Origin of the sequence: Roseobacter phycocola (assembly GCF_042055075.2) — a bacterium.
Classification (GTDB): Bacteria; Pseudomonadota; Alphaproteobacteria; order Rhodobacterales; family Rhodobacteraceae; genus Roseobacter.
The window spans coordinates 989,875-1,004,970 of record NZ_CP194010.1 but is presented as its reverse complement, the minus strand read 5'-3'; the positions used below and the strand labels follow the sequence as shown (position 1 = coordinate 1,004,970).

At 59.7% G+C, this 15,096-nt stretch carries 8 protein-coding genes and 3 pseudogenes; 5 read left to right on the top strand and 6 right to left on the bottom strand.

Annotated features, from left to right (window positions below):
- Nucleotides 1–65: 65 nt before the first annotated feature.
- The 3 genes from putA to AB4K19_RS04805 all read left to right on the top strand — a co-directional run bounded on the left by putA (nt 66) and on the right by AB4K19_RS04805 (nt 4,668).
- Nucleotides 66–3,488, top strand: coding sequence for a bifunctional proline dehydrogenase/L-glutamate gamma-semialdehyde dehydrogenase PutA (gene putA, locus AB4K19_RS04815; protein WP_436399249.1), 3,423 nt, complete (start codon nt 66–68; stop codon nt 3,486–3,488).
- Nucleotides 3,489–3,556: 68 nt separating this feature from the next.
- Nucleotides 3,557–4,300, top strand: a complete 744-nt coding sequence (locus tag AB4K19_RS04810; protein WP_375230779.1) for a rhomboid family intramembrane serine protease — start codon at nt 3,557–3,559, stop codon at nt 4,298–4,300.
- Entirely contained in the window at nt 4,297–4,668 is a 372-nt protein-coding gene (locus tag AB4K19_RS04805) for a GFA family protein (RefSeq protein WP_375230778.1), read from the top strand. Before AB4K19_RS04810 ends, AB4K19_RS04805 begins: the two co-directional genes overlap by 4 nt.
- Nucleotides 4,669–4,674: 6 nt before the next feature.
- Here the strand turns inward: AB4K19_RS04805 and AB4K19_RS04800 are convergent, their stop codons facing one another.
- The 4 genes from AB4K19_RS04800 to dusA form a co-directional block, all read right to left on the bottom strand.
- Nucleotides 4,675–5,460, bottom strand: coding sequence for an inositol monophosphatase family protein (locus AB4K19_RS04800; RefSeq protein WP_436399247.1), 786 nt, complete (start codon nt 5,458–5,460; stop codon nt 4,675–4,677).
- An 86-nt stretch (nt 5,461–5,546) separates the two neighbouring features.
- Nucleotides 5,547–6,335 (bottom strand): hypothetical protein, encoded by a 789-nt coding sequence (locus AB4K19_RS04795; RefSeq protein ID WP_436399245.1) that lies wholly within the window; start codon nt 6,333–6,335, stop codon nt 5,547–5,549.
- On the bottom strand, nt 6,332–7,156 hold the full coding sequence (locus AB4K19_RS04790; RefSeq protein WP_436399244.1) for a sulfite exporter TauE/SafE family protein: 825 nt from the start codon (nt 7,154–7,156) through the stop codon (nt 6,332–6,334). Before AB4K19_RS04790 ends, AB4K19_RS04795 begins: the two co-directional genes overlap by 4 nt.
- A 21-nt stretch (nt 7,157–7,177) precedes the next feature.
- Nucleotides 7,178–8,200: a tRNA dihydrouridine(20/20a) synthase DusA gene (dusA, locus tag AB4K19_RS04785; protein WP_436399242.1), complete on the bottom strand. Its 1,023-nt coding sequence runs from the start codon at nt 8,198–8,200 to the stop codon at nt 7,178–7,180.
- A 180-nt stretch (nt 8,201–8,380) separates the two neighbouring features.
- On the opposite strand from dusA, the pseudogene AB4K19_RS04780 reads away from it, so the two are divergent.
- Nucleotides 8,381–9,560: pseudogene (locus AB4K19_RS04780) on the top strand (IS3 family transposase).
- Between the two features lie 26 nt (nt 9,561–9,586).
- Here the strand turns inward: AB4K19_RS04780 and AB4K19_RS04775 are convergent.
- Nucleotides 9,587–9,787, bottom strand: a pseudogene (locus AB4K19_RS04775) (IS3 family transposase); the annotation flags it as partial.
- An 85-nt stretch (nt 9,788–9,872) separates the two neighbouring features.
- Between AB4K19_RS04775 and AB4K19_RS04770 the strand changes: the two are divergent.
- Nucleotides 9,873–10,034: pseudogene (locus tag AB4K19_RS04770) on the top strand (integrase core domain-containing protein); the annotation flags it as partial.
- A 272-nt stretch (nt 10,035–10,306) separates the two neighbouring features.
- Here the strand turns inward: AB4K19_RS04770 and AB4K19_RS04765 are convergent.
- Nucleotides 10,307–15,067: a peptidoglycan-binding domain-containing protein gene (locus tag AB4K19_RS04765; RefSeq protein WP_436399240.1), complete on the bottom strand. Its 4,761-nt coding sequence runs from the start codon at nt 15,065–15,067 to the stop codon at nt 10,307–10,309.
- Between the last annotated feature and the right edge of the window lie 29 nt (nt 15,068–15,096).

The following is a 15,096-nucleotide window of genomic DNA, read 5'->3' as shown; positions in this document are numbered from 1 at the left end:
ATTCAGTCATTATGGCCGGAGGTAACCGGTTATACTAGAGAAAATGCATGATCTGGAGAACCGCCATGCCCCGCGATACTTCACCAACGCTGCGCCACCTCATCGACGCCGGAACATACGCAGACCAGGACCAGGTACTGCAGGACCTGATCCGGACCGCCGGCCTGTCAGAGCAGGACCGGCAGAGCATCTGCGACCTGGCCGCGTCCCTGGTACGGGACATCCGCAGCAGTACGGCCCCCGGTCTGATGGAGGTTTTCCTGGCCGAATACGGTCTGTCCACGGATGAAGGCGTGGCGCTGATGTGTCTTGCTGAAGCCCTGTTGCGGGTGCCGGACGCCGACACAATCGACGCCCTGATTGAGGATAAGATAGCTCCCTCCGACTGGGGCCGCCACCTCGGGCACTCCACGTCCAGCCTTGTGAACGCTTCGACCTGGGCGCTGATGCTGACCGGTCGGGTACTGGACGACGAACAGCCCGGACCAGTGCGGCATCTGCGGGCTGCGATCCGGCGTCTGGGCGAACCTGTTATCCGCACGGCTGTCAGCCGCGCAATGAAGGAAATGGGCCGCCAGTTTGTCCTGGGCGAAGACATCAACGCCGCGATGCAACGCGCTGAAGGCATGGAGAAAAGTGGATTTACTTACTCCTATGACATGCTCGGTGAGGCCGCCCGGACAGAAGCCGACGCCAAACGCTATCACCTGAGCTATTCGCGGGCGATCTCGGCCATTGCCACCGCCTGCACTGACAGTGATATCCGCCGCAATCCGGGCATTTCCGTCAAACTGTCAGCCCTGCATCCACGCTACGAAGTTGCGCAGGAAGAGGCCGTGATGACCGACCTGGTGCCGCGTCTGCGGGCGCTTGCGCTGCTGGCGAAATCGGCAGGCATGGGCCTGAACGTCGATGCCGAAGAAGCCGACCGTCTGGCCCTGTCGCTGGAGGTGATCGACCGTGTGATGTCCGAACCTGCCCTCGCCGGATGGGATGGGTTTGGCGTCGTGGTCCAGGCCTACGGCCCGCGGGCCGGTACCGTGATTGATGCGCTTTATGCTATGGCCGAACGGCACGACCGTCGTCTTATGGTGCGGCTGGTCAAAGGGGCCTACTGGGACACTGAGATCAAACAGGCCCAGGTCGAAGGCGTCGACGGTTTCCCGGTGTTCACGCGCAAGGCGGCCACGGATGTATCCTACATCGCAAACGCGCGGCGCCTGCTGCGCATGACCGACCGGATTTACCCGCAGTTTGCCACGCACAACGCCCACACTGTCGCCGCCATCCTGCATATGGCCGATGATCCGGAAAGCTATGAGTTCCAGCGTCTGCACGGCATGGGTGAGACGCTGCACCGGCTGGTGATGGAGCAAAACGGCACGCGCTGCCGGATCTACGCGCCTGTGGGCGCACACCGCGACCTGCTCGCCTATCTCGTCAGGCGACTGCTGGAGAACGGCGCAAACTCCAGTTTTGTGAACCAGATTGTGGACGAGGATGTCCCCCCGGAAGTTGTGGCGGCGGACCCTTTCGCGGCCCTCGATGAACCCGGGCGGCACAACATCGCGCGCGGGCCGGACCTGTTCCAGCCCGTTCGCGACAATGCACAGGGGTTTGATCTGGCGCATACGCAGACGCTGGACGCCATCGAAGAAGCCCGCACGCCCTGGCGTCACCGCACATCAGACGCCGCCCCCTTGCTGGCCTGCCCTGCCGATCCGGAGGCTGCGCGCGCTGTCACCAACCCGACCGATCCGGGCGACAGCCCCGGCACTGTCCGGCAGGCCACTGCCGGTGACGTCGCCGCAGCCTTTGACGCCGCAGCACCATGGCAGGCACCGCTTGAAACACGCCGTACCGTCCTGATCCGCGCGAGCCATCTGCTCGAAGAAAACTACGGTCAGATCTTTGCGCTTCTGGCACGGGAAGCGGGCAAAACTATGCCTGACTGTGTCGCGGAACTGCGCGAAGCGGTTGATTTTCTGCGGTATTACGCAGCCCAGGCGACGGACACGCCCGCGGCAGGCATCTTCACCTGCATTTCCCCCTGGAACTTCCCGCTGGCGATTTTCTGCGGGCAGATTTCCGCAGCCCTCGCCGCCGGTAACGCCGTTCTGGCCAAACCTGCCGAACAGACGCCGCTGATTGCCGATCTTGCCGTATCGCTGCTGCACGAGGCAGGCGTTCCGCGCGCGGCGTTGCAGCTTTTGCCGGGCGGCGGGGACATCGGTGCGATGCTGACATCAGACGCGCGTGTGAACGGCGTTGCCTTTACCGGCTCCACCGCCACAGCCCAGCGGATCCGCAGCAATATGGCCCTGCACTGCCAGCCCGGGACGCCGCTGATCGCGGAAACCGGCGGCCTGAACGCCATGATTGTGGACAGCACCGCCCTGCCCGAACAGGCTGTGCAGTCCATTGTTGAAAGCGCATTCCAGTCCGCCGGACAGCGTTGCTCGGCACTGCGCTGCCTCTATGTTCAGGAGGACATCGCGGAAGATTTCACCAAAATGCTCAGAGGCGCGATGCACGCTCTGAATGTCGGCGACCCCTGGCACCTGAGCACCGATCTGGGTCCGGTGATTGATGATGCGGCTCACAGGGTCATTGCGGATCACATCGCCACAGCACGCGCGGAAAAACGGGTGATCGAAGAGCTGGCAGTGCCGGAACACGGCACCTTCATTGCGCCCACCCTGATCCGTGTGAGCGGTATTGCGAATCTTGAGCGCGAGATCTTTGGTCCGGTGCTGCACCTGGCCACCTTTGGGTCACATGAGCTGGACAGCATCATCGATGACATCAATGCCACCGGCTACGGTCTGACTTTTGGCCTGCACACCCGCATCGATGACCGGGTGCAGCATGTGGCAGAGCGCATTGAGGCGGGCAATGTCTACATCAACCGCAACCAGATCGGTGCGATTGTCGGCAGCCAGCCCTTTGGTGGTGAGGGTCTGTCCGGTACCGGCCCGAAGGCGGGCGGACCCAGCTATCTGCCGCGGTTCGGCGCGCCGGAGCGCGAAAGCACCGACGCGGTCTGGGACACCGCGATGCAGGCGCTGCCCGCGATGCCGGATCACCAGCGCACAGGGCTGAGCACCCTGTCGCTGCCGGGGCCCACGGGCGAATCCAACCGGCTGAGCACTCTGCCACGGGCGCCACTGCTCTGTATGGGCCCAGGCGATGCGGCGGCCGCAGCCCAGGCCCGCGCGGTGCGAGCCCTGGGTGGTGTCGCCGTGGAAACCACCGGCAGAATTGATCCGGCAAGCCTCACAGATGGCCCCGCATGGGGCGGCGTTCTGTGGTGGGGCGACACGGACACCGCGCGCCGTATCGAACAGGCGCTGGCCGCCCGCAAGGGGGCGATCATCCCGCTGATCCCGGGCCGCCCGGATGAGGCCCGTGTCCGGGCCGAACGGCACGTCTGCGTGGATACGACAGCTTCCGGCGGGAATGCGGCCCTGCTCGGCGCTGCTTCCTGAGACAAAGGGCCGCCGCCTTAAGCGCGGCGGTCCTTGACCCTGCTCGTGCAATCGCCCAGCGTGGGCCCATGTTTCCGATCCGCGATCACAATCCGTCCGGCCGCACGCCCTGGGTGACCTGGGGCCTCATGGCGATGAACATTCTCATTTTCCTCAGCTATTGGGGCGACATGGAAAATGCCCGCGTTATCAATGCCCTGTGGTACGACTGGGCAATGATTCCGGCGCGGATCACAGGTGGTGACGGATATTACACGCTGGTCTCGTCCATTTTCCTGCACGGGGGCATCATGCACCTGGCGGGCAACATGCTTTTTCTGTGGATTTTCGGGGACAACATCGAAGACACGATGGGGCATCTGGGCTATCTGGTGTTCTACATCGCGTCGGGCATTCTTGCCTCACTGGCGCAGGTGGGTATCGACCCCGGATCGACCGTTCCGACGGTCGGTGCCTCAGGCGCAATCGCGGGCGTGATGGGCGGCTATCTTCTGCTCTTTCCGAAGGCGCGCGTTGATATCCTGCTCATTCTGATTGTCTTCTTTAAGGTCTTTCCGATCCCAGCCTGGATAATGCTGGCCGTCTGGTTCGGCATGCAGTTTCTGGGCGGGCTCGGGGCAGACACAGGTGGCGGCGGCGTGGCCTACTGGGCCCATGCGGGCGGCTTTGTGGCCGGCCTGATCCTGGCCGTTCCGGTGTGGCTCGCGCGCGGGGGACCTGCGTTCTGGGAACGCACGCACGGCCAGCCGCCGCATCCCGAGGCGCGCTACACCTTTGAACAAAGCCGTATTCCGAAAGTGGGGCGCAAATGACAAACGAGCGCATCACCGCGCGCTGTCACTGTGGCAGTATCGTGATTTCCGCCCGGCTGCGCGGGCGCGGCATGACACCTGCGCGCTGCACCTGCTCTTTCTGCCGTCGCCGTCAGGCGGGCAATGTCAGCTGCGCATACGATTCACTGGAAATCATCTCGGGCGCAGAGAACCTGCGGCTCTACCAGTTCGGCACGCGCACAGCAGAGCATTATTTCTGCGGCAGCTGCGGGATTTACACACATCACCGTCGCCGGTCTGATCCGTCAGAAATTGGTGTGAACATCGGCTGTATCGACGGTCAGGATCCGACGGACTTTGAGCCGATGGTCTGGCACGACGGGGTCAATCACCCCTCGGACAGCTGAGCGGGATCAGTCGCGGATCAGTTTCGCCAGGGGCGAAAACAGCGCCTCATTGGCGCAGATGATCGTGCCATCTGCAACGATGTCACCGCTGGGGTCGATGGGTTCAGCCAGACCGCCCGCTTCGCGCACAATGATGGTGCCCGCAGCGATGTCCCAGGCATTCAGACGCCGTTCCCAGTATCCGTCGTAGCGGCCGGCGGCCACATAGGCCAGATCAAGAGCAGCAGCGCCCCAGCGGCGCACGCCCGCGCATCCGGGCAGCACACGGCCAAGCTCGCGCAGCGTGTCCGGCAGATCCCCCCGGCCACCAAACGGCAGACCGGTGGCAAAAACACTCTCGATCATGCGGATACGGCCTGAGACGCGCAGACGGCTCTCGTTCATCCAGGCCCCGGCCCCTTTTTCCGCCCAGAACATCTCGTCCTTGGCCGGGTCGAACACGACACCCGCAACGATCTGGCCTTTGTGCTCCAGGGCGATCGACACCGCCCAGTGCGGCAGGCCGTGCAGGTAATTCGTGGTGCCGTCCAGCGGGTCGACAATCCAGCGGCGCGTCGGGTCCTGGCCCTCTTCCTCTTTGGATTCCTCACCCACCCAGCCATAGGTCGGGCGCGCGCCCATCAGTTCTTCTTTGATGATCTTTTCGGCGTTCAGGTCAGCGCGGGACACAAAGTCGCCGGCGCCTTTCATCGACACCTGCAGGTTCTCAACTTCGCGGAAATCCTTGACCAGCGACCGGCCTGCCTTGCGGGCGGCCTTGATCATGATGTTGAGATTTGCGCTGCCTGTCATGTCCGGACCCTCGTGCGATGTTCAGGCTGCGCGTATAGGCGAGGCGCACGCCCTTGCCAAGGGGGTGCAGACCGCGCGACCAGCGGTCATGCGTCCGGTGCAAGCCAGGCCGGAACGCCACCCGGCATTTCGGGCCGGAAATAGGCAATCATGCGCCGCCCGCCCGCGGCATCTGCCCCTTTGGCCCAGGCGGCAACGCCGTGCAGGGTCATCCGGTGCAGCACAATCGCACCGCCAGGCGGTGCCGTTACCGCAACACGTTCGCATTCTTCGAACACGCGCCGGCGGGTTTCCTGATATATATCTGTCACATCACGCTCTGACATCTTATCCGGCGTGCATCCGCGAAAAGCCGCAAGAAAGGCCTGCTGCATTATCCGGTGGCTGCCGTCCCAGACCACCAGCGGGGCCGCGTCGCGGCCTGCGTCGTTCAGGGGAATGCCCAAGATGAAGGCATGCGGTTCCCGCACGAAACGGCGCTTGGGGGTTCCCTCCCCGATCAGCCCGTCCACATGGGCCGCATCACGGTTCAGGCGGTAGCGGAACGCAGGCCCGGTTTCGCCCTCGCGCGGCTGCGGATAGCCCGGAAAGGTCACCGAGAGCTGCGCGCGGTGCAGCGCCGGCCAGCCGCCGGGCTGTGTGCCGAGGAAATCCACGGCACGCCCCGCCAGCGGCCCGGACCCGGCCACCCGCCCCTCAGCGTCATTGGCCAGCGCATCCAGCCCGACAAACCAGGTGCCGCCACACTGGTGCAGATGGGCCAGAGCCGGATCTTTCAGCGCGCGCTCTGCATCCCGCGCGGCATGGCGTACCCAGTCCTGCAGCGCAGGCTCCGGCGGAAAAACACACCACCCCTTTTCCCGGTACGCCTTCACCCGCCTAGCGCCTTGCGCACCATATTCGCGGCCACCAGCAGCAGAAATACAGCGAAAACGCGCCGCAGGCGTACGGGGTCAAGACTGTGGGCCAGCCGCGCGCCCAGCGGTGTCGTGACCAGTGTCATCGCGATGGTCAGCAGGAAAGCGGCCAGGTTGACCGAGCCAACCGTGCCCGGCGGCCGCGCCGACGCCTCCACCGGTGTCAGCAGAAAGCCCAGAACAGCGGGTGCCGCGATGAGCAGTCCGAACCCTGCCGCCGTTGCCACCGCCCGGTGGATGGCCGTGCCATAAAGCGTCATCAGCGGCACACCGAAACTGCCGCCCCCCACGCCCATCAGCACGGACAGAAAGCCCACCACCGGGGACACCGCGATCCTGCGCAGCCCCGAGGGCATCTCATGCCCCAGCCGCCACTCACTGCGGCCCAGCGCCATATAAAGCCCGACGGTCATCGCCAGCAGACCAAAAAGCAGCTGCAGGGTCGAGCTGCGCAACTGCGCCACGACCAGCATGCCCACCACGGCCCCCGCCATGATACCCGGCGCCCAGCCGCGCAGAATGGGCCAGATAACCGCGCCGGTTTTGTTGTGGCTGAGCACCGAACGCATAGAGGTCACGATGATCGTCGCCAGTGACGTCGCCACACAGACCTGCATCAGCGCGTCACCGCCATATCCCAGGGTCGTGAAGGCATAGAAATAGGCGGGCACCAGGACAATCCCGCCCCCCACGCCGAGCAGCCCTGCCAGAACACCGGCAAAGGCGCCGATGATGGCGAGCAGGACGGTCATCTGCGCGAGCAGGTAAGGATCAGGCATCTTCAGGTATTCCGTTGTCTGTCAGGCTGTGGACGCAAGAGGCGCCTCGGGCCGGATCTGCGCCAGAGCCTCCTCCACAAGGGCACGGCCCGCCCCCGGCCGGTTCGCCCCCTCAGAGAGCATGCGCCGCCAGGCCCGAGCGCCCGGCCGGCCGTTAAAAAGACCCAGCATGTGACGTGTCACCTGGCCCAGCCGTCCGCCGTCTGCCACATGTGCGTCGATGTAGGGCAGCATCCTGGCCACGGCCTCTTCCGCGGTGCGGGTCCGGCCACGTCCGAAAATGACCGGATCGGCGGCGGCCAGCACCCCCATCGGGTTGTGATAAGCCTCGCGCCCGATCATCACACCATCCAGCCCGCCGTCCAGAAAGGCCTGCGCTTGTTCCAGCGTGGTGATCCCGCCGTTCACCGAGATATGCAGGTTGGGAAAAAGCCCCTTCATCCTGTGCACCAGGTCATAGTCCAGAGGTGGGATGTCCCGGTTTTCCTTGGGGCTCAGCCCATGGAGCCAGGCTTTGCGGGCGTGGATGGCAACACGTTCACACCCGGCCCCGACAATGCGGGCAAGAAACCCCGGCAGGACCTCTTCGGGGTCCTGATCATCCACGCCGATCCGGCATTTGACCGTTACATCAATATCCACCGCGCGCTGCATGGCTTTGACGCAGTCGGCCACCAGTGCGGGCTGTTCCATCAGCACCGCGCCGAAGCACCCCGACTGCACCCGGTCTGACGGGCATCCGACATTCAGGTTGATCTCTGCGTAGCCGGCCTCTGCGCCCATCCGCGCGGCCTCCGCCAGTTCCGCCGGAACCGACCCGCCCAGCTGCAGCGCCACGGGATGCTCCTGCGGTGAATGCGCCAGAAGATGGGCCGCCCCACCACGCACCAGTGCCGCCGACGTCACCATTTCCGTATAGAGCAGCGCCTCATCCGTCAGCTGCCGATGCAGCATCCGGCAATGCCGGTCTGTCCAGTCCATCATGGGCGCAACCGACAGCCGGGCCGCATTTAGAACGTTGTGTTTTATAATTTTATCAGCCATTTACCGCTTATCTAACCGTCCCGTTATTGTCTCATATTTTGTAGTTCTCGCCCATTTCTGGAATAACTTACAACCAATGTTGTAACTTGGGCCAAGTGTTGTGACCTCATGGGTACTGACCCAGCTCGCTTTAATCGGGCCAGTGAGGTGTTAGTAATCCGTCCAAGCGAAGGATGGACTGTGAAACGCGGATTTAGTGATAAACAGATCATTGAGATGATCAAAGAATACGAGGCTGGCGTGAAAGCGCAGGAGCCGTGCCGGAAGTACGGGATCAGCAATGCCACGTTTTATGAATACAAAGCGAAGTTCGGTGGCATGAATGTGTCTGACGCCACGAAGCTACGTGCGCTTGAGGATGAGAACAATCGTTTGAAGCGTATGTTGGCAGATGCCATGCTGGACAACGCCGCGGTGAAAGACCTCGCGACAAAAAGTTACTAACGCCTGATGTGAAGCGCAGGGCTGTGTCGGACGTGGTGGATCGGCACGGCCTTTCTGAGCGACGGGCGTGCGAGTTAGCTGATCTGCATAGGTCAGTTTTCCAATACCAAAAGCGGGATCAAGGCGATGATGCCCTGCCTAAGCGGCGGCGGGAACTAGCGAATGAGCGTCGCCGGTTTGGATATCTCCGCCTGGGTATCCTGCTGGCTGGGGAAGGCTTTGAAGTGACCCACAATAAGCTGTTCCGGCTGTATCGCGGAGAAGGGCTTGCGGTTCGCCGCAGACGTTCGCGCAAGCGGGCCCAGGGGACGCGCAGGCCAATCCTGGTGCCGGATCGCGCCAATCAGCGCTGGTCGTTGGACTTCGTGTCTGACGCCTTTGAGGACGGCCACCGGTTCCGGGTACTGTGCATCGTGGATGATTGTACGCGCAAGGCGCTGGCAACCGTCGTTGATCGCTCCTTGTATGGTGCCCGCAGCATGACCCGTGAACTGGATGGCCTGATCCGCATGCGCGGCCAGCCGGACATATTGTCAGCGACAATGGGACTGAAATGACTTCTTATGCAGTGCTGAGATGGTGTCAGGACAGTGGTGTCGGTTGGCATTACATCGCACCGGGAAAGCCCATGCAAAACGCGTTTGTGGAACGCTTCAATGGCCGTCGGCGAGATGAGTGCTTGAATGAGCATATCTTTGGCAATCTCGCCGAAGCCCGAAAGATCATCGAAAACTGGAGGATTGATCACAATACACAGCGACCACACACTTACCCTGGTGCGCTGGCTCCAGCCGTCTACGCCAATCTCAACCGCGCCACCCGGCCTGCTTCGCCTGAGCTACGCATAGACTCCACTCAGCAGGCTTTGACCGCAACCATGTCAAAAGAAAGAAACAGGGACGGATTCTACACCTGATCGGCCCGGATCAGGGGGGCTGGGTCAAATTGCTTCGACCTAGAACAATACAAGCTCTCAGCAATGCCTTCGCGGCGGCACAGTGCGGCAGTGCTTTCCTCACCTCGCAGGCAAGCCGGGATAATCCTGATCTTCTCCTCGGCTGAACAGTGCTCGCGGGTCTTCCGCCTGATGCCTCTGAACAGCTTGTCAGCAGCATCCTTCGATGTTCCGGATTTCTTGTTCATCTTCACTCCATAATAATTCCGATGAACCAGAAGTTCTCCGTTGCTCAACCCCCTGAACTTATCCAGTAGGTGCTGATGTCAGACAGTCGACCTATGGGCGTATCCGAAAGACGTCACGCTGGACTTCTCACAGCCGGACAAACTGACAGACAACGGTTTCATTGGAGCGTTCAACAGCAAGCTCCGAGCGGAGTGTTTGAACGCGCAATGGTTCACGAGCCTTGCAGATGCCCGCGCAAAGTTGGAGGATTGACGTACGCACTAGACCCCACAGCGCGATCAGATACATTGTCCCGATTGCCATGTATTATCCCAATGGCATCACCAGCCCGTCATCTGAGGCAGCCGGAAAATCCAGCTTCCGGCGATCCAAGGTTGGGCAGCAGAGCAAAGATCCGAACACTCCCGTTATAAGTTAGGGAGCCTCGGGGGCGGGTCAATGGACCACGGGCCGATCATGCACCAACAGTCAAATTGAGCTACCAAAGTCGGGCTCATCGGATCCATTCACAAAGCAACTCAAAACTTGATTTCAATGTCATCTTCTTTTTCAGTCACCAAAGCTTCGGACACAGCATTCACAGCGGAGAGATCCGTCATGAATGTGTAAAACCCATGTTGGCCGTCGATAGGCGATAGCAACGAAGACGAGTACATCACAATTTCTCCACAAGACGCATTCTCTTTGAGAAATTCCGCGTCCCCACCGTCAATTGTCGCAATGGAACCAATCACATAGGCGGCCAGGTTCGGATCAAATTCTCCGTTCAAAGCACCATCGTTCATTGGTTGTAACTGACGTTCCCCCACCGGTGACAACGGGAGATTGACGCAGTCTTGCGAAGAAGACCATACCAGCGTTGAGTCATTAGAAGTGCTTGCGGCTGGGACACTATACTTATCGATCAATGACGCGCTGACCCGGTCTTGTGGCCATGGTGCATCGCTGCGCAGCAGGTGGCGGTTCACAGCCATAACCGGGCCCGTCGGACTGTAAGACATAAGGGTGATGGCTTGACTTGTACCACCGACAAAGTAGGTCCGAATGAAATCGAATGCAGGCTCGCTGTTGCCTTCAGGCGCCTCCGTTTCATAAACGACAGTAACATCAAACTCGTCGTTGATGACGGCTTCCGCCTCCTGCATGGACATGCCGAGAGAAATGCCTACGGTGTCACGCCCGGTTCCGGCAAATGCAACGTCCTCAACGACCGGCCAGATCCCATCGTTGGCATTTGCCTTGTCCGATGGCGAAAAGGCTGCGTGTTGAAGTTTGGCACCTGTCGCCAGTGCCGCAATACCTTTTAAGTTTTCAACAACATGTTCCGGCGAAACACCCGCAATATTGTTGCGATGAGCATTGTAATAACGCGTTTCAGTAGCCACCCCATTCAATAACATGATTGGAACGCCATCTCGACCGGTTGTCATCGAAACCGATTGCAATTCGAAGTCGATTTGACGCGTCTGATAGTAATATGGCTGGTTCGTAGACTGCGCCCGCACCAAACCAACGCCATCGAGTGAAATTGCTCCCATCAAGGCTTGCTGGTTGCAAGACTGTCGCTCTCCGCCTTCCATAGCACCAAGGAAGTACAGGTTGTCAGGCATCGTGGTCGCATCACCCATTACCATAGACGCCTGTTGCACCTTGGCGCCCGCGGCAACCATCGCCGTTGTATCGAGGCCCCATTGACCGAGCACGTCATAATCGCCGCGCAACAGCGCAACGTCACGGCAGCCCGATGCGCTGACGTCATTGCCATGTGTCACTGTGAACTTGGTGCCGAGAGCCTCTGCACGGGCCTTGATCCAATTGCGATAGCGATCACGGTACAGCGCGACTTTCGCCGGTTCAAAATAGCGCAGATCCTCAAAGAACCGGACCGGCACAAATCCTCTACTCTGGTTTTCGTAGTGGAAGGTTTCGGCCATCAGGTTGTCGAGACCAGCTTCCAACTGATCATCGCTCATTTGCTTGACGCGGAGAAGCTGAATTATGCTGGCATCGAAGGGCAGCCGCTCTTTCAACTCAGGAAAATCGGCTGCGGTGAACGTCTCGTCAAAGAAATCCTCGTCTGTGTCGAACTTGCGATGCGCCAACACTGCCCCACCGGGCAGATTGGGTTGCGCAAAGATCACTTCCATCGGCTGCAGCATCAGATCGAAACCATTTTCTCGGTTTGCGACTTTGCTAGCAGCCACCGGCCGTGCTCGTACAAAATACTGAATGTCGCGCAGATTGCCTTCTACAATCTGCCGCGCCACATCTTCAGGAACTGAAAGAGATTCGAAAATCTCAGTCCCTGTCAGTTGAGGGTTCGCGTAGGAATTAAACGGTGACTTGTTTCCCATAGTCAGCCGCTGTGCTTGCATATTTGCCAGATCGAATGGGAAGTTCTCCGTTGCACGGTCATATCTGCCCAGTCGGGCCGCTCCTTGAAACCAAACATCGCCAGTCGAAATTGTTTCCCAATAAGCTTCGGCTTCACTCACTCTCTGATCTACGTCGAACTCATTGGCTTGTAAGACATCTCTGTGAGTCTTGATGACCGCCTGTTTTACATTGAAATCTTTGACCAAATTCACTGCGCTCTTGAGAAGCTGAGCAGGCTCCGCCAATTTCATATTCGCCAGAATTTTTTCGGGCCCGTCGCCCAGCGTCGGCGGACCATCGAACTGAGGTTCCTGGACCATTGCCGCTGGTTCGAATTGTTTCAGCACCTGCGTGAGTGCTGCATCTCGGAACAGCGCGATCTGATTCAACGTCGCGCGACCCGGGCGAATGCCAGTCTGTCTCGCATGTTCACCACTTGGATCGAATTGCAACTCGTGCTCTGTGCCGTCCGCGCCCATATCGAACGTCGCTGTCCACCCCAGATAAATCCGGTTGCCGCCATTCATCGAATCGCGCAGCGCCCGGGCCTGATCTGCCGACATCTCCAACCGTGTTGGCAAGGCGGCAAGCCGGTCCGCTGACACCAGTGACGCATTGTGGTTTCGGCCTTGAACGTGCACGACGCGTGGGGCAATAGCCTGACCTTGCCCAACGCCATCGTATTGGATCGGAAAGAATTGGTTTTCGAAGTCATAGGAACCTAGACGCGCGCCCATCACCTGAATGACCGGGACCGGCCACTCTGGCACTGTTGCCAAAACGCGCGGATAATAGTTCGACAAGAATGCCTGCTTTGCATCCTGTGCTGCAAATTCATCCGGGAAAACGTTCTGCAAGGAATTCAGGTCGTTGTAAGCGGCGTTCGGACGCAGATAACCGAGGCTTTGTGCGCCATCACCAAAGAACTGTCGCTTTTCTGGCTCTGTCATCACCCGCGCCGCGACAGAAACGAAGTTCATATCTTTACCGGCGAAGTCAGGGTTCAATTTCAACCATGTCAGATAGGTCAGTTCATCAATCGCCTCCGAATGGTTCGTGTTACCGCCGGGAACAACCTCATTCATGACTTGCTGGCCGTACTGACCTGCACTCAACAGCAGGTGGCCGTTCATCACCGGAACACCCCGATCTTTCAAAAAGGCGAGAACTGGCGTACCTGCGCCACGTGCCGGACCGCTGTCCAATTGGAAAGTGTAGATCTCGTTTTGCACCTTGGGCTGCGTTTTGTAGGCATTGTCCGCCAAGTTCAGTGTTACCTTGTCAACGGAGAACGTCGTCGCGACATCGCGTGCACCGAACTGACCGGTGGATTTTGCGAAATCCGCAACGCTCTTGTCTTCGCCAACATTGGAGACTTGCCCCCAAACAACACGGAACAGTCGTTTTTTGCTCGCTTTGACATAGTCGATCAACTGCGCCGCTTCTTCGCGCGTGATTTTCAGGACGTCCGTACCGGGTAGATCTGAGCGCATGGTCGCAAATGCAGACAAATATCGCGTTCTATACTGCCAACGGAAGTCGGTTATATCTTGGCCGATCAATTGCAGCCCCTGCCCGTCGATGTACTGCCCCAAGCTTACATTTTGATAAAGCGCAATTGGATATGGGTTTGCGGCGGAGATGGTTGGGCTATTGGAGATTTCAGCGGCAAGCGTTTTGCGGAAGTCACTTAATATGTCTTCTCGTTGAATATCATTACCGCTGTTGTAAGCTTGGCGCAAAGCTGACTTGCTGTTTAGCGGGTGGTCCTGATCAAACCAGGAGCGAAGGTTGTTCTGATCACTCAAGAGCTCGGGCCGTGCCTTGGCCATCTGCATTGCCATAGTCCGCTGGACGTTCTGCATCCCCTCAACGGGTCGGTCGGAAAGATGAACGTAGCTCGATGGATCAACCGGCGACGGCTGCGTCGACGCAGTTGAACCCGATGGTGCAGTTGCAAGTGTATTTTCACCGCCCAATTGATTTTGACCAAGACCAAGTTGTGCCCCGCCTTGCTGCACGCCTAGCTGGTTATTGTGGTTCAATGTGGGTTGCCCGGAATTTCCACCACCAGCAAGTGCGCCAAGTCCGGCGGGGGGCGCGACATTGCCTGGCGCCAATCCGTTCCCGCCAGCAGTCGGTTGCTGTCCAGCAAGATTCAGGTTGGGCTGACCGGTGAGATTCAGCCCCGGCGAGCCTATTTGTGCAGCATTGCTGCCTCCGAAAACCGATGTGCCGGCTATCACCAGGCCTCCTGGTGCCACCAGATTGAGTGCGGGTGCGCCATGCACCTGCTTATGCAGAGTACCAAGGTCCGCTACCGATAACTGCCCGCCGACAGGTGTTCCGCTGGTCGAACGAAACTGGTTCAGAGCCGCTTGTGACTTCGGACCCCAAACACCATCCGGTGTCCCCACATCATAGCCCAGATTGGAAAGGTAGAGCTGCGCCTCATAGGTCGCTGCCTCGGTCATCTGACCAGGCGCTGGCGGGCTGACAATCATGGAATACGCCGTGTTCATAGCGGCGTATTGCTCGGTTGAGAGCTTTCCTGTGATCGGGTAACCTCGGTCTGTCTGGAAAGCCTCGATTGCCGCGCGGGTCTTGCCACCCATTTGCCCGTCGACCGGACCAGGGTCATATCCAAGCTCTGTGAGTGCCCGTTGCGTCTGGGCGACCGAATTTCCGCTTGTCGAGGAACCAGTCGTTTTTTGCTGTGCAGCGTTCGAAGACTTCGACTGTTCCTTATTGTTCTGGGACAGCTTATTTAAAATAATGGCTGCAGCCGCGCCTTTAGCTACATCGCCCAAGTCAAAGGCCTGGACCTGTTTTGCTGGACCAGCCGCAGCGACGGCGATGCTTAGCGCCAGGATCGAGGTCGTTCTGAAAAGCAATTTCGTCATTTTATCATCCTTCTGTTACAACAGACGGT